Source organism: Achromobacter aegrifaciens (assembly GCF_902859735.1).
In the GTDB taxonomy this organism is placed as follows: Bacteria; Pseudomonadota; Gammaproteobacteria; order Burkholderiales; family Burkholderiaceae_B; genus Achromobacter; species Achromobacter aegrifaciens.
On record NZ_CADIJY010000002.1, the window covers coordinates 345,296 to 360,196 of the forward strand.

16 protein-coding genes are annotated in these 14,901 nt (G+C 67.2%); 8 read left to right on the forward strand and 8 right to left on the reverse strand.

Going from position 1 to position 14,901, the window contains the following annotated elements; all coding sequences use genetic code 11:
- Nucleotides 1-7: 7 nt before the first annotated feature.
- The 4 genes from HV766_RS07605 to HV766_RS07620 all read left to right on the forward strand — a co-directional run bounded on the left by HV766_RS07605 (nucleotide 8) and on the right by HV766_RS07620 (nucleotide 5,279).
- Nucleotides 8-850, forward strand: a complete 843-nt coding sequence (locus HV766_RS07605) for an alpha/beta fold hydrolase (protein ID WP_054454573.1) — start codon at nucleotides 8-10, stop codon at nucleotides 848-850.
- 54 nt (nucleotides 851-904) lie between these two features.
- Nucleotides 905-2,590, forward strand: a complete 1,686-nt coding sequence (locus tag HV766_RS07610) for a bifunctional 3-(3-hydroxy-phenyl)propionate/3-hydroxycinnamic acid hydroxylase (RefSeq protein ID WP_175180898.1) — start codon at nucleotides 905-907, stop codon at nucleotides 2,588-2,590.
- Entirely contained in the window at nucleotides 2,587-4,182 is a 1,596-nt protein-coding gene (locus HV766_RS07615) for a sulfatase-like hydrolase/transferase (protein ID WP_175180899.1), read from the forward strand. The genes HV766_RS07610 and HV766_RS07615 overlap by 4 nt, the downstream gene beginning before the upstream one ends.
- A gap of 134 nt (nucleotides 4,183-4,316) precedes the next feature.
- Nucleotides 4,317-5,279: a Bug family tripartite tricarboxylate transporter substrate binding protein gene (locus HV766_RS07620; protein WP_254593288.1), complete on the forward strand. Its 963-nt coding sequence runs from the start codon at nucleotides 4,317-4,319 to the stop codon at nucleotides 5,277-5,279.
- Nucleotides 5,280-5,339: 60 nt separating this feature from the next.
- Here HV766_RS07620 and argE read toward each other — a convergent pair whose 3' ends face one another.
- From argE to HV766_RS07655, 7 genes are read right to left on the reverse strand one after another with little or no spacing between them, the layout of a single operon-like run.
- Nucleotides 5,340-6,491 carry an acetylornithine deacetylase gene (gene argE / locus HV766_RS07625; protein ID WP_054454564.1) on the reverse strand — a complete coding sequence of 384 codons (1,152 nt, stop codon included), beginning with the start codon at nucleotides 6,489-6,491 and terminating at the stop codon, nucleotides 5,340-5,342.
- Between the two features lie 12 nt (nucleotides 6,492-6,503).
- Nucleotides 6,504-6,914 carry a RidA family protein gene (locus HV766_RS07630; RefSeq protein WP_119451512.1) on the reverse strand — a complete coding sequence of 137 codons (411 nt, stop codon included), beginning with the start codon at nucleotides 6,912-6,914 and terminating at the stop codon, nucleotides 6,504-6,506.
- A 45-nt stretch (nucleotides 6,915-6,959) separates the two neighbouring features.
- Nucleotides 6,960-7,685, reverse strand: a complete 726-nt coding sequence (locus HV766_RS07635) for an amino acid ABC transporter ATP-binding protein (protein WP_054454887.1) — start codon at nucleotides 7,683-7,685, stop codon at nucleotides 6,960-6,962.
- A 14-nt stretch (nucleotides 7,686-7,699) separates the two neighbouring features.
- The gene (locus tag HV766_RS07640) at nucleotides 7,700-8,659 is read right to left on the reverse strand and encodes an agmatinase (protein WP_054454560.1); all 960 of its coding nucleotides are present in this window, start codon (nucleotides 8,657-8,659) and stop codon (nucleotides 7,700-7,702) included.
- A 27-nt stretch (nucleotides 8,660-8,686) separates the two neighbouring features.
- Nucleotides 8,687-9,349 carry an amino acid ABC transporter permease gene (locus HV766_RS07645; protein ID WP_175180901.1) on the reverse strand — a complete coding sequence of 221 codons (663 nt, stop codon included), beginning with the start codon at nucleotides 9,347-9,349 and terminating at the stop codon, nucleotides 8,687-8,689.
- Nucleotides 9,339-10,019: an amino acid ABC transporter permease gene (locus tag HV766_RS07650; protein ID WP_054454554.1), complete on the reverse strand. Its 681-nt coding sequence runs from the start codon at nucleotides 10,017-10,019 to the stop codon at nucleotides 9,339-9,341. The genes HV766_RS07645 and HV766_RS07650 overlap by 11 nt, the downstream gene beginning before the upstream one ends.
- An 11-nt stretch (nucleotides 10,020-10,030) precedes the next feature.
- On the reverse strand, nucleotides 10,031-10,882 hold the full coding sequence (locus HV766_RS07655) for a transporter substrate-binding domain-containing protein (RefSeq protein WP_119451510.1): 852 nt from the start codon (nucleotides 10,880-10,882) through the stop codon (nucleotides 10,031-10,033).
- A gap of 185 nt (nucleotides 10,883-11,067) precedes the next feature.
- Here HV766_RS07655 and HV766_RS07660 point away from each other — a divergent pair, with 185 nt between their 5' ends.
- The 4 genes from HV766_RS07660 to HV766_RS07675 all read left to right on the forward strand — a co-directional run bounded on the left by HV766_RS07660 (nucleotide 11,068) and on the right by HV766_RS07675 (nucleotide 14,420).
- A complete protein-coding gene (locus HV766_RS07660; RefSeq protein ID WP_054454549.1) occupies nucleotides 11,068-11,940 on the forward strand; it encodes a LysR family transcriptional regulator in 873 nt (290 codons plus the stop codon).
- A 116-nt stretch (nucleotides 11,941-12,056) separates the two neighbouring features.
- Complete coding sequence (locus HV766_RS07665; RefSeq protein ID WP_054454547.1) at nucleotides 12,057-12,848, forward strand: amino acid ABC transporter substrate-binding protein; 792 nt, start codon at nucleotides 12,057-12,059, stop codon at nucleotides 12,846-12,848.
- Nucleotides 12,849-12,991: 143 nt separating this feature from the next.
- A complete protein-coding gene (locus HV766_RS07670) occupies nucleotides 12,992-13,645 on the forward strand; it encodes an amino acid ABC transporter permease (protein ID WP_054454544.1) in 654 nt (217 codons plus the stop codon).
- 22 nt (nucleotides 13,646-13,667) lie between these two features.
- Nucleotides 13,668-14,420 carry an amino acid ABC transporter ATP-binding protein gene (locus tag HV766_RS07675; RefSeq protein ID WP_175181067.1) on the forward strand — a complete coding sequence of 251 codons (753 nt, stop codon included), beginning with the start codon at nucleotides 13,668-13,670 and terminating at the stop codon, nucleotides 14,418-14,420.
- Nucleotides 14,421-14,482: 62 nt separating this feature from the next.
- On the opposite strand, the gene HV766_RS07680 is transcribed toward HV766_RS07675, so the two are convergent.
- Nucleotides 14,483-14,893 carry a hypothetical protein gene (locus tag HV766_RS07680; protein WP_156337383.1) on the reverse strand — a complete coding sequence of 137 codons (411 nt, stop codon included), beginning with the start codon at nucleotides 14,891-14,893 and terminating at the stop codon, nucleotides 14,483-14,485.
- Nucleotides 14,894-14,901 lie beyond the last annotated feature (8 nt).

Here is a 14,901-nt window from a genome sequence, read left to right on the forward strand (position 1 = left end):
AGCCGATATGCAACGCCGCGACACCGCTATCGCCGTCAACGGCATGACTTTGCACCTGACCGAGTGGGGCCCCCAGGCGGGGCGTCCGCTATTCATGCTGCACGGCATCCGCGGCTATGCCGAGACCTTCGCCGGCATCGCGCAGGCGTTGCAGCCGGATTTCCGCGTCCTGGCCTATGACCAGCGCGGCCGCGGCGCCAGCAGTTGGGATCCGCAGCGCAACTACTACACCGACGCCTACGTGGATGACCTGGCGGGCGTGGCCGACGCGCTGGGCCTGGACCGCTTCGATCTGCTCGGCCATTCGATGGGCGGCATCGCCGCCATCGTCTTTGCCGCCCGCCATCCGCAGCGCGTGCGGCGCCTGATCGTCGAGGATGCCGGACCCGCCGCTTTCGAAGGCAGCGCGGGCGCGGCGCGCATCCAGCGCGAATTGCGCGAAACGCCCGAGTTCTTTCCCGACATCGCCGCGGCCCGCGAGTACCTGCGCGCGCTGCGGCCCAGCGTGACCGAAGCCGCCCGCGAGGAACGGCTGCGCCACATGTTGAAGGAAGACGGAGCAGGCGGCTGGACCTGGCGCCACGACCATGCGGGTATCGCCGCGACCCGGCTGGACCCCGATCCGGCGCGCGTGGTGGACCTGTGGCCGCAGGTCCAGGCGCTGGGCTGTCCGACCCTGGTCGTGCGCGGCGGGCGTTCGGACTACCTGCAGGCCCAGACCGCCCGCGACATGGCGGCGCGCAATCCGAACGTGGAATGGGTCGAGATAGAAGGCGCCGGCCATTACATCCATGACGATCAGCCGGCCGCCTTCGAGCAGGCCGTCGGCGGGTTCCTGCGCCGCGCCTGAGGTGTCTGAGCGCAACCCGTCAGGCAAAAGACAAGAATCCAAGGGAGAGCCGAGATGGCGCATATCGTAGAAGTGCCGGTGCTGGTGGTGGGCGCCGGGCCGGTCGGCGTGACGCTGGCCAATCTGCTGGGCAGTTATGGCGTGGAAACGCTGGTGCTGGAACGCAACCAGGACGTGCTGGACTATCCGCGCGCGGTGGGCCTGGACGACGAAGCCATGCGCACCTTTCAGAGCGCGGGCCTGGCCGATGAAATGCTGCGCGACATGATCCAGAACGTGCCCATGCGCATGTACACGCGGACCAAGCGCTGCTTTGCCGAGATCCTGCCGGCCACGCGCGAGTTCGGCTGGTATCGCCGCAATCTGTTTTCGCAGCCGCTGGGCGAACGCACCCTGCGCGCCGGTCTGCGGCGCTTTCCCCATGTGACGCTGGAACTGGGCAGCGAGCTGCTGTCGCTGGCGCAGGACGAGCGCGGCGTCACGGTGCGGGTGCGCGATGCCGAGGGCGCCGAGCGCGAGATCCGCACGCAATACCTGCTGGCCGCCGACGGCGGGCGCAGCACAGTGCGCGAACGCCTTCTGCAATTGCCCTTCGACGGCAATACGCATCCGCGCAAATGGGTGGTCATCGAATGCGACCAGGACCCGCTGGACGCCCCTTATACCGCGCTGCATTGCGAGCCGCGCCGCCCCTATGTCTGCCTGCGCCTGCCTTACGGCCTGCGGCGCTGGGAGTTCATGCTGTTTCCGGGCGAGGACGGCGAGCAGATGCTGCAGCCGGAAAAGGTGCAGGAACTGCTGCGCCATCACGTGGCCGACCCGGCCAGGTTGAACGTCATCCGCGCCCGCGTCTATACCCACAATTCCCGCGTGGCGCGTACTTTCGTCTCGGGCCGCGTCTGTCTGGCGGGCGACGCCGCGCACCTGACCCCGCCCTGGATCGGCCAGGGCCTGAACGCCGGTCTGCGCGACGCTTTCAACCTGGCCTGGAAGGTGGCCTGGATCGTGCAGGGCCGCCTGGACCCGGCCGCCTTGCAGAGCTACCACGACGAACGCCACAGCCATGCCCGCGCCATGATTTCGCTGGCCGACATGTTCGGCGCCATGCTGTCGCAGACCAACCCGGTACTGGCGGCGCTGCGCGACACGTTCTTCCTGTCGATCCGGAATATTCCGAAGATCCGCGACTATGTGCTGCAAATGAAGTTCAAGCCCATGCCGCGCTATAGCCGCGGCGTGGTGGGCGACAGCGCCGACAAGACGCAGCGCGAGTGCATCGGCCGCATGTTCATCCAGCCGCTGGTGGAATGCGAGAACGGCGCCACGCTGCGCCTGGACGAAGCGCTGGGCGCGGGCTTCGCGCTGATAGGCTGGCGCCGCGATCCGCGCGCAGGGCTGCCGCCGGCCCTGCGGGCGCAGCTGGACAAGCTGGGCTGCCGCTACGTGGCGGCGCAGCGCGCGCGCAGCGGCTGCGATCCCGACGAACTGCAAGCCGGCGCCTTGCCCGTGTTGCAGGATACGGAGAACGCGCTGCATTTCTGGTTCCAGCGCACCCGCGCGGACTGGGTGCTGGTGCGGCCGGACCGCTACGTCGCGGCGCTGGGCCGCAGCGCGGACGCCGCCGACGCCCTGGGTCGCTTCGCCGCCCGCTTCGTACCCGGGGCAACCCAGATGGCCGCGCAGCCGGCAGGCAAGCCGTCTCACGCGCCCGGGGCGATCCTGAACGGAGCGCAGCCATGAATGCACCGGTCCAGCCCGCGGGCAACCCGGTCCGCAACGTGCTGTTCATCATGTGCGACCAACTGCGCGCGGATCACCTTTCCTGTTATGGCGGAGCCGGCGCCTTGCGCACGCCCCACATCGACCGGCTGGCAAGCATGGGCGTTCAGTACGACCGCGCCTACGTGACGTCCGCGGTCTGCGGCCCGTCGCGCGCGTCCTACTACACCGGCCGCTATCCGCTGTCGCACCGCGTCACCTGGAACCGGGTGCCGCATCCGGTGGACGAATGGTGCCTGGGCGAATACCTGGCCCAGGCCGGACTGCCGCTGCACCTGCTGGGCAAGACGCACTTCGTGCCCGACCGCGCCGGATTGCGGGGCAAAGGCTATGCGGCCGAGGACGAGCAACGTTTCCTGCAAGGCGGCTTCCTGCCGATCGAGCGTTACGACGGCCATTTCGAACTGGCCAAGGACAGCCCATACCGCCGCTACCTGCGCGAACGCGGCTACGACAGCGAACGCCCCTGGGAAGACTACGTGGTGGGCAGCCAGGCGGCCGACGGCAGCATCGCCAGCGGCTGGCTGATGCGCAACGCGCCGCTGCCCGCCCGCGTGGACGCGGCGGATTCCGAGACGGCCTATCTTACGGACCGCGCATTGGACTTCATGCAGGGGCAGGGCGACAAGCCCTGGGCGCTGCATCTTTCCTACATCAAGCCGCACTGGCCGTACAAGGCGCCGGCGCCATACCACGCCATGTACGGCGCGGAAGACTGCGCGGCGCCCGTGCGCTCGCAGGCGGAGCGGGAGCGCCCCCATCCTGTGCATGGCGCCTACCAGCGGCTGGAAGAGTCGCAGTCCTTCGCCCGCGACGAAGTCTGGCGCAGCGTACGGCCGGTCTACATGGGGCTGGTCAAGCAGATCGACGACCAGATCGGTCGGGTGCTGGACTTCCTGGAGCGCAGCGGCCGGCTCAAGGACACGCTGATCCTCTTCACCTCCGACCACGGCGACCACCTGGGCGACCACTGGCTGGGCGAAAAGGAATACTTCTACGACAGCGCGATGCGCGTGCCTTGCCTGGTCTATGACCCGGCGCCGGCCGCCGACGCGACCCGCGGCAGCCGCAGCGACGCATTCGTCGAATGCATAGACGTCGTCCCCACGGTGCTGGAGGCGCTGGCGCTGCCGGGGCAAGAACACCGCATCGAGGGCCGCTCGCTGCTGCCGGGGATCCGCGGCGTGTCGGAGTCCGCGCCGTCCGCGCGCGAGTACGTGGTGGGCAGCCTGGACTACGCCTACCGCGAGGCGCGCCTGTTCCTGGGACGCGGCGAGCGCGAGTGCACCGGCCTGATGGTGCGCGACGAGCGCTACAAGTACCTGCATTGGCAGGGCTATCCCGCGCAATTGTTCGACCTGCGCGACGACCCGGGCGAGCTGCATGACCTGGGCGCCGATCCGGGCATGGCGCCGGTGGCGGCACGGATGCGCTCGGCGCTGCTGGACTGGCACGAAGGCCTCAAGCGCCGCGCCACCGAGACCGACGAGGAAGTACGCGAGCGCACGCATGCGCACGAACGGATGATGGGCATTCTGATCGGCCGCTGGTGAAGCGGACCGGTCCTGATCTGGATTTCCAGCCGCCCGGGTCCGTCCTGGCCCGGAGCGGCAACTCAGTCGCCGGACTATTCCGGGAAACGACATATACAAGGGGAAGTACCATGGGATCGCCGTACCGTTGTTGTTTGCAACCCGTCTTGTGGGCCGCGCTGGCGCTAGTGCCGGCCGGCCAGGCCGCGGCCCAGTCCTGGCCGTCGGACACCGTGAAGATCGTGGTGCCGTATCCGCCCGGCACCGAACCCGACGTGCTGGCGCGCGACTTGGGCAACCGCCTCTTCAAAGAGAGCGGCAAGACCGTGGTGGTGGAAAACCGCCCCGGCGCCAACGCCATCATCGGCAGCGATTACGTCGCCAAGGCGGCGGGTGACGGCAATACGCTGCTGATGGTCGACCGCCTGGCGCTCGAGACCAATCCCTTCCTGTACGCCAAGGTGCCGTACCGGTGGCAGGAGGATTTCAAGCCCGTCACCGACCTGGGCCAGGTGCAGCTTTACGTGGCGGTCAGCAATGCCTTTCCGGCCAAGACCTACAAGGAGTTCATCGACTACGCCCGGGCCAATCCGCAACGCATCAACGTCGGCACCGGCGGCCAGGGCCACGTGAACCATCTGGGCATGGCCATGCTGGCCAGCGCCGAAGGCGTGCAGTTCACCTATGTGCCGTTCAAGGGCGTGGCGCCGGCCATGACCGCGACCATGGCTGGCGACGTGGACAGCGTCATGGCTGGCGGCCTGGCGGTGTCGGAACAGTACAAGGCCGGCAAGATCCGCGTGCTGGTCGCCGGCGCTTCGCAGCGGGCGGCGATGATGCCCGACGTGCCGACGCTGCAGGAGGCGGGCGGCAAGGCCGGCAGCATCCCGTCCACGGTCTTTACCCTGTTCGCTCCCGGCAAGACGCCGGACGAGCTGGTGGCGCGGATCAACCAGGCGGTGACGACGGTCACGGCGGATCCGGCGTTTCGCCAGACCTACGAAGCGCGTGGCCTGCTGGTGCGCGGCTCCACGCCCCTGGCCACGCTGGCTGCCATGAAGGAAGAGGCCGGCCGCTATGAAACCCTGATCAAGTCCGCTGGCATCAAGCCGGATTGAGCACGCGTCCCGGCGCCGCCGCGGGTGGCGTCCCGGGACGTGGAAACGCCGGGGCCGGCGCTATAGCGCCGCCAACAGCCGTTCCAGGAATGCATCGCACTCGGCGAGTTGCGCGCGCGAGATGAATTCGTCGGGCTTGTGGGCTTGCGTGATGGATCCCGGACCGCACACCACCACGGGGACGTCCAGGTGCCGGGTGAACAGCCCGCCCTCGGTGCCGAAAGCCACCTTGGTCTTGCCGGTCCCGGCGGGCAGCAGGGATTCCACGAAACGCACGGCCTCGCTGGCCGGATGCGTGTCCAGCCCCGGATAGGCGTTGATCTGCTCTATCCGGATATCCGCGGCGGGCGCACGCAGGCGCGCCTGATCGCGGATGTCCTCGGCCGCCTGGCGCAAGGGCGCAAGCAGCGCGTCGGGATCGTCCTGGGCCAGATGCCGGATCTCGAAGTCGACCGCGCATTCGTTGGGCACGATGTTCAAGGCGCGTCCGCCGTGGATGCAGCCCGCGTGGACGGTTGCATAGGGCACCTCATAGGCCGGGTCGCGCGCGCCATGGGCTTGCAGCTCGTCCTGCAGGGCGCGCATGGCGCCGACCATGTCGCACGCCAGATGGATGGCGTTCAGCGCCCGCGGCGCCAGCGCGGAATGGCCTTCGAGTCCCTGGCAGACGGCGCGCAAGGCCATCTTGCCCTTATGGCCGGTGGCGATCTGCATGGAGGTCGGTTCGCCCACGATGCACAGCGCGGGCCGGGTGGGCGCCATTTCCATGACGTCCAGCAGCCGGCGCACGCCGACGCAGCCGATCTCCTCGTCGTAGGACAGCGCCAGTTGCAGCGGCCGCCGCAACGGACGCTTGCTGGCCAGCAGCATCGCGTTGACGGCACAGGCCACGAAGCCCTTCATGTCCGCTGCGCCGCGGCCATACAAGAGCCCGTTGCGCTCGGTCAGCGCGAAGGGCGGCACGGTCCAGGCCTGTCCGGCGGCGGGCACCACGTCGGTATGTCCCGACAGCAGCACGCCCGGAACATCGGCGGGGCCGACGGACGCGTGCAGGTTAGCGCGGGTGCCGTCGTCGCTGCGCACCAGCGTGCAGGCAATGCCGTGCGCCGCCAGCAGTTCGCGCACGGCCTCGATCAGCGCCAGGTTGGGCGTGAGGGTCACCGTGTCGAAGGCGATCAGGCGCGCCAGCAGCGCCTCGGAAGCGGTAGGCATGGCGTTGCCGCCTCAGCCCGGAATGACCGCGGTCACGTCGATTTCCACCAGCCATTCGGGCCGTGCCAGGGCCGAGACCACGATACCGGTGGAGACGGGGAACACGCCCTTGAGCCAGCGGCCAACCACGTTGTAGACCTCTTCGCGGTAGCGCACGTCGACCAGATAGACGGTGAGCTTGCATATGTGCGAGAGTTCGCTGCCGCATTCCTGCAGCAGCATGGCGACGTTGGCCATGGCTTTTTCGGCCTGGGCGGCCACGTCGCCGACGCCCACCGATTCCCGGGTGTCCAGGTCCTGGCCGATCTGGCCGCGCAGGAACACGGTGTTGCCGGCGATCACGGCTTGGCACAGGTCGTTGTCCAGGCGTTGTTCGGGATAGGTTTGGCGAGTATTGAATTTGCGGATGCGGGTGTGGGCCATATTGAGTCCTGATGCGGGCGGATGGATCTGGCGGCTATCCGGCCGTCAGTGGGGAAGGATCTTGGAAAGAAAACGGCGCGCCTGGGGGCTGGCCGCGTCGCGGAAGAAGCTGTCCGTGGGGCAGTCCTCGATGATGGCGCCGTCTTCCATGAAGACCACGCGATTGGCCACGCGGCGCGCAAAGCCCATCTCATGGGTGACGACCATCATGGTCATGCCTTCCTCGGCCAGCTCCACCATCACGTCCAGCACTTCATTGACCATCTCGGGGTCCAGCGCGGAGGTCGGTTCGTCAAACAGCATGGCCATCGGATCCATCGAGAGCGCGCGGGCGATGGCTACGCGCTGCTGCTGGCCGCCGGACAGCTGGCCCGGATGCTTGCCGGCATGGGCGGACAGGCCCACGCGTTCCAGCAGCGCGCCGGCCTTGGCGCGGGCCGAGCCGATATCCCGCCCCAGCACGATCTGCTGCGCCAGGGTCAGGTTGCGCATGATGTCCAGGTGCGGAAACAGCTCGAAGTGCTGGAACACCATGCCGACCTTGGTGCGCAGCTTGGGCAGGTCGGTGGCGCCCGTCACCGAGGCGCCGTCGATCAGGATGTCGCCTGCCTGGATCGGTTCGAGCGCGTTGACGGTCTTGATGAGGGTGGATTTGCCGGAGCCGGACGGCCCGCAGACCACCACGATCTCGCCCCGGTTCACGCGCGTCGAGCATTGCTTGAGCACCTGGTGGCTGCCGTAGAACTTGTCCACGCCGCGGATTTCGATGATGGGGGCGGGCGCGTTCATTTGTCGTAATGCCCTGCGCGGATGGACGCGCCGATGAGATTGAGGATCAGCCGGCCGGCCGTGATGCAGGAAATCTGGTTCAGGTCCTTTTCGGGCTGGATTTCGACGATGTCCATGCCCACCACGCGGCCCTTGCGCACCAGGCCGTGGATCAGCTTGCGGGCCTGGACGAAGGTGACGCCGCCCGGGGCCGGGCCGGCGACCGCCGGCATGGTGGCGGGATCCATGCCGTCGGCGTCGATGGTCAGGTAGTAATTGCCGCCGTCCGGAATGCGCTCGAGCACCGCGTCCATGCCGATGTCATGCAGTTCGTAGGCGGTGACCAGTTCGGCGCCATAGGCGCGCGCCGCTTCCAGCTCTTCGGGGCGGCCGCTGCCCTGGGCGCGCAGGCCGATCTGGATGATGCGGTCCACGTGCGCCATTTCGGAGGCGCGCCGGATAGGGCTGGACAACCCGTCGCGCACGCCGTTGACGTCGTCGCGCCAGTCCAGGTGGGCGTCGATGTGCACCAGCGTGATCGGACCCTGCTGGTCCAGGCCGCGCAGGACGGGCGTGGTGATGCCGTGGTCGCCGCCCAGCACGATGGGCACGGCGCCCGCGGCGGCGATGCGCCGCACCGCGGCCTCGGCGCGTTCATAGTGTTCGCCGCGGGGCTTGGACAGGTCGGGGATGATGTCGCCGCAATCCACGAAGCGGATGTCGTCGCGGCCTTGCAGCAGCGGCCCGTCGATGTCGAAATCGTAGTGGCCGGGGCGGCGCACCACGCGGTCGGTCGCCTGGCGGATCGCCGTGGGCGCATTGGTCTGGTCGTTGCTGAAGTCCGCGGCCGAATAGGGCGAGCCGTAGGGCATGCCCAGCACGGCGACATCGGCCTGCAGGTTTTCCAGGTCCAGCGCCAGCGTGGAGTACAGCAGGGTGGGGTGGCCGGTGCGGGGAGGGACCGTATAGGTGCTCATGTTCTCGTTTCCTTGATGGTGGGAGGATCAGGCCTGGCGCGTCTTGCGGCGGACCAGGGTTTCCAGGCGGCGGCCCGTGCCGGCCATCAGCACGCTGCACACCCAGTAGATGAGGGCGGTGGTGCCCAGCACTTCCAGGTAGGCGAAGGTGTTGGCCGTGAGCAGATTGCTCTGGTAAGTCATTTCCGGCAGGCTCATCACCGAGAAGATCGCCGAGTCCTTGAACATCATGATGACCAGGCTGGTGGTGGGCGGGATGAGAAAGCCGAACAGCTGGGGCACGACGATGTAGCGCTGCGTCTGCCAGTAGGTCATGCCCAGCGACAGGGCGGCGCTGGTCTGGCCGCGCGGCACGCTCTTCAACGCGGCGCGCAGCACCTCGCAGAAGTAGCCGCCGGTGTAGAAGGCGGTGCAGCCGATGGCGACCGACATCGCCGAGGCCGGCACCCCCAGCTTGGGCAGGCCGAAGAACGACAGGTACACGAGGATCAGGTACGGGATGTTGCGCACCAGTTCGACGTAGGCCAGGGCCACTGGCCGCAGCAGGCTGCGCGACTGCGCGGCATAGGCCGCGATCGTGCCGATCAGGATGCCCAGCGGAATTCCGATGAGACTGACCAGGGCGGTGATCCGCAGGCCCTTGAGCAGGACCGGGACGGACTGCCCGACGATGGAGAGATCAATGGGCATTGGGCAGCATCCTGGACACGCGGCGCTCGCACAGGCGCGAGGCGGCCGACAGGCAGAAAAGAATGATGAAGTACACCGCGGCCGTCACGGTGAACACCTGCAGCGGCAGGTCGCTTTGCAGCGTGGCGTTGCGCGCCACGGTGGCCAGCTCCGGAACGGCGATGATGGACATCAGCGACGAGGCCTTCAGCAGTATGGTGAGTTCGCTGGTCAGGGGCGGGATGGCGCGGTAGAACACCTGCGGCAGCAGCACGTGGCGCCAGATCTGCCGGCTGCGCATGCCCAGCGCGCGCGCGGCCGCCACCTGGCCGGGCGACAGCGTGCCCAGCGCCCCGCGCAGGATCTCGACGATGTAGGCGCTGGTGTTACAGGCCAGCGCGCCGATCCCGGCCGCCAGCGGCGACACGGAGATGCCCAGCAGGGGCGGCACCACGTAGTAGGCGATCAGCATATGGATGAGCGCGGGCGTGCCGCGTATGGCGCTGACCCAGAACATGACCAGCCCGCGCAAGGGCGCGTAGGGGGACAGGCGCGCCAGCAGCAGCGCGACCCCCAGGCAGATGCCGATGGCGAACGCCGCCACCGATGCCGCCAGGGTGATCGCCGTGCCCGAGACGACGCCGTGCAGGAACGGCGCCAGGGCGCCGTTCTGATTCAACCAATCCAGCATGGGAGGTCCGCCTAGATCGCGCCGTCAGGCAGGTAGTTGGCGCGCGGCGTGTCCATGGGGGCGCCGAACCACTTCTTCTGCAGCTCCAGCAGTTGGTTGCTGGCGCGTAGTTCGTCGAAGGTGTCGTTGATGAACTGGCGGATCTCCAGGTCCTTGGGGTTGGCGACCCATGCCAGCAGCTTGGCCTGGCCGATCTCGCCGGCGATGCGGAACGCTCCCGGCTGCTTGCGCATCTGCACGGCCGCGATGTTCGAGGGCATCAGCGCCACGTCCACGGTCTTGTTGGCCAAGGCGTTGGAGACGTCCGGGTAGGCCTGGAACAGCTTGGTGTCGGCATAGCCCTTGCCGTTCTTTTCCTTCAGCCGCTTTTCGAATTCTTCGGCCACCGGCTGGGAAGACGAGCCCATCTGGGTCCCGATAATCTTGCCGGCGATATCCATGTCCTGCTTGATGGACGCATCGTCCACCCGCACCATCAGCACCGAACGCACCACGCCCACGGGCTGGGTGAAGGCGAAGCGGCGGGCGCGTTCGGGGGTGATGCCCACGCTGGTCGCGACAAAATCGAACTTGCGCGACATCAGGCCCGGCAACAGACCCTGGAACGGCAGGTTCATCTGTTCCAGCTGCACGCCGAGCTTGGCCGCCATCAGCTGGAGCACGTCGTGCCCATAGCCCACGACCTTGCCGTTCTCGACGAATTCGAACGGTTCGTAGGCGGCTTCTGTGCCCACGGTCAGCTTGCCGCGCTTCTTGATGTCGGCCAGCGATCCGCCCTCGGCGTAGGACAGCGAGGGCAGGGCCAGCGCGGCCCCGGCTGCGAGCGTAGTCGCGACAAAACGCCTTCTGGACAGGTTCTGCATGATTTTTCCCTTGTATGTCGTCATGGTTCCGGCACTGGGCCGGCGGATATCCCTTGCGGAATGTGCCGGGGTCTGCGCCCCTGGACGCCAGTGCTGGACCCACTGTATCTGCCGGGTTGGGTTGTGAAAAATGATTTTTTTAGTGGTATGGTTTCGAAAACCGATACCTTTTCAGAGCCGCCGCCTTGTCCCGTCCCGAGTTCACCGAACGCGACCTGCGTTCCCTGCGGATCTTCTGCGCCGTGGCCCAGGCCAACGGCTTCGCGGCGGCGGAAAAACAGCTGCATATGTCCAAGGCGTCCATCAGCCGGCACGTGCGCGAGGTCGAGGAAACCCTGGGCGTGCGGCTGTGCGACCGCGGCCCCTCGGGCTTTGAACTCACGCAAGCTGGCAAGGTCGCCCTGGAGCTGGCCCGCGATGCCCTGAAATCGCTGGAGCGGATCCGTCCCGAAATCGACGCGGTGCGCGGCGTGCTGTCGGGCACCCTGTCCATCGGCATGGTCGAGCACGTCATCACCGACGCCGACTGCCATATCCCGGAAGCCCTGGCGGCCATGCGCGTCGAGGCGCCCGACGTCAAGGTCGAACTCACCGTCATGACCTTCAACGAGCTGGACCAGGCGCTGCGCGAGCGGCGGGTGCAGGTCGCCATCCGCGGCATGTACCGGCGGGAAAGCGGCTTCAACTATCAGCGGCTGTTCATCGAGCGCCACCAGATCTTCGTGGCGCGCGGCAGCGTGCGCCAGGCCCGCGACCTGCCGCTGGTCTACCGTTCGCACCCATTCGTGCACGACGCGCTGGGCGTTTACGGCTTTGCCCGCGGGCCGGAGGCCACCGGGCTGGAGGCCATCGCCATGCTGGTGTCGTCCGGTCACTGCGTGGGCCTGCTACCCGCCCACTACGCAGATTCGGTCTCGCGCCGCCACGCCCTGACCCGCCTGCCGGGCGGACCCACCTACGAAAACACCCTCTGCGCGATCACCGAGGTGTCGCGCCCGGGCTCGCGCGCCGTGGAGCTGTTCCTGCGCCTGCTGGAGCGTTTCCACCCGGCGCAATAGCGCACGCCAGCCCGGGTCCGCGCCCGCGGTCGCGGGGGAGGCTAAAATACCGGCTCGCGGCTTTTTGACTGGCCATTCCGGCATTCTTCATTCTTGCGCCCGGCGCATCCATAACGATGAAAAAACTGACAGCTGTACTCCTCGCTTCCGCAACCGCGCTGCTGACCGCTTGCGGTCCCAGCGACAATGCGCCCGCCGCCAGCGCGCAGGCGCCTGCCGCCGCCAAGAAGGTCGTGGTTGGCCTGGATGACAACTTCCCGCCGATGGGTTTCCGCGATTCGAACAACCAGATCGTCGGTTTTGACATCGACATGGCCAAGGAAGCCAGCAAGCGCCTGGGCCTGGAAGTGGAGTTCAAGCCCATCGACTGGAGCGCCAAGGAAGCCGAACTCAACGGCAAGCGCGTCGACGTGCTGTGGAACGGCCTGACCATCACCGAAGAGCGCAAGAAGAACATCAGCTTCACCGCGCCCTACATGGCCAACCACCAGATCATCATCGTCGGCAACGCCTCGCCCGTGAAGCTCAAGGCTGACCTGGCAGGCAAGGTCGTGGGCGCCCAGGACGGCAGCAGCGCCACCGACGCCATCGCCAAGGACCCGGTCGCCGCCCAGATCAAGGAAGTCAAGAAGTTCGGCGACAACGTCACCGCGCTGATGGACCTGGCCGCCGGCCGCCTGGACGCCATCGTGGTGGACGAAGTGGTGGGCCGCTACCTGATCAGCAAGCGCGCCGGCGAATACCGCGTCCTGGACGAGAACTTCGGCACCGAAGACTACGGCGTCGGCGTGCGCAAGGACGACACCGAGCTGCTGGGCAAGCTGGACAAGACCCTGGATTCGATGAAGCAGGACGGCACCGCCGGCCGCATCGCCACCCAGTGGTTCGGCGCCAACATCATCAAGTAAGGGGCGGGCGGCGTCCGGGGCCATTGGGCCCGGGCGTCCCGGCCTGTATTTCGCAGCCCGCCGCGGCGCCATGCGCCAGGCGGGCTTACTCATGAAACGATCTTGCCCTGGCGTCCGCGGACGCTGACGGCGCGAACCCAAGCATGGACTACGTACTCTCCCTATTGGGGCCACTGGCGCAAGGCGCGAAAGTCACCTTGACGCTGTTTTTCATCACGCTGGCGCTGGCCGTCCCGCTGGGCCTGGTGCTGGCGCTGGTGCGGATTTCCAAATGGCGGCTGGCCAGCAGCCTGGTTAACGGCTACATCTGGCTCATGCGCGGCACGCCGCTGATGCTGCAGATGCTGTTCATCTACTTCGCGCTGCCGTTCGTGCCTGTGATCGGCATCCGTCTGCCGGACTTTCCCGCCGCCGTGGTGGCCTTCGCGCTGAACTACGCGGCCTATTTCGCCGAGATCTTCCGCGCCGGCATCCAGTCGGTGGACCGCGGCCAGTACGAGGGCAGCAAGGTCCTGGGCATGACTTATCTGCAGACCCTGCGCCGCATCGTGCTGCCGCAGATGGTGCAGCGGGTGCTGCCGCCCATGAGCAACGAGACCATCACGCTGGTCAAGGACACCTCGCTCATCTACGTACTGGCGCTCAACGACATTCTGCGCACGGCGCGCGGCATCGTGCAGCGCGACTTCACGACCACGCCGTTCCTGGTTGCCGCCGCCTTCTATCTCATCATGACGCTGATCCTGACGTGGTTCTTCCAGCACATGGAAAAGCGCTATGCCAAATATGACCAGTAATTCTCCGTCCGCGCGTCCCGTCATGATCGAGGCCCGCGAAATCATCAAGTCGTTCGGCTCCAACCGCGTGCTGGACCGGGTGTCGCTGACCCTGGGCCAGGGCGAAGTGGTGGCGGTGATCGGACCGTCCGGCTCCGGCAAGAGCACCTTCCTGCGCTGCCTGAACCACCTGGAAACCATCGACGAGGGCAGCATCGAGGTCGAAGGCGAGGCCATGGCCCGGGCCGTGCCGGGCGGACGCAGCCAGTACGCCAGCGACGCCGACGTGCGCCGTATCTGCCGCAAGATGGGCATGGTGTTCCAGTCGTTCAACCTGTTCCCGCACATGACCGTGCTGCAGAACATCATCGAGGCGCCCATCACCGTCAAGGGGATGAGCCGCACCCAGATCGTTCCCAAGGCGGAAGAGCTGCTGCGCAAGGTCGGCCTGCTGAACAAGCGCGACAACTATCCGACGCGCCTGTCCGGCGGCCAGAAGCAGCGCGTGGCGATCGCCCGCGCGCTGGCCATGGAGCCGGACATCATGTTGTTCGACGAGCCCACCTCGGCGCTGGACCCGGAACTGACCGGCGAAGTGCTGCGCACCATGAAGCAGCTGGCCGACGAACGCATGACCATGCTGGTCGTCACTCATGAAATGGGCTTTGCGCGCGAAGTCGCGCACCGGGTCATCTTCATGGACGAAGGCCGCATCATCGAGGAAGCGCCTTCGGCGGATTTCTTCCGCGCCCCGCAAGAGGCGCGCAGCCGCGAGTTCCTGGCGCATATGCTCTGAGGCGTCTGCGTTGCAGGACAAGGCCCGCTCAGGCGGGCTTTTTCATTTCTCAGCGGTGCTTGTCATTGCCGGGAGGTACCCAGGGAAGAGCAGACCGTCTCTGCGATGAGCGCAAAGGGCAGCTTCTGGGCGCTGCGCGGGAGCTGGGCGGAACGGAAGCCGTCGGCCAGCCAGTCCTCCACGGTATGTTCCGGCCGCTCTTGCGGGGAGGCCGCCGCCACCGTCTTGGGTACGGAGATGGCAAGCAACAAGGACTCCTTTTTCGCGTAGTACCTGGCGGTGGAGGAAAAGCCTTCTGGTCCGTAGTCGGTGATGCTGCCGCCGATCCACAACTCGATGTCGATGGTCCGCAGGCCGGCGACCTCCAGGTCGGCCAGCGCGGACTTCAGCCTGGGCCGCAGCAGGACGATTCCCGCGAGCCAGGCCACGCCGGCCTCGGGGCCGCCCATTTTTCCACTCAAGGAAACTTCCATTGACACTC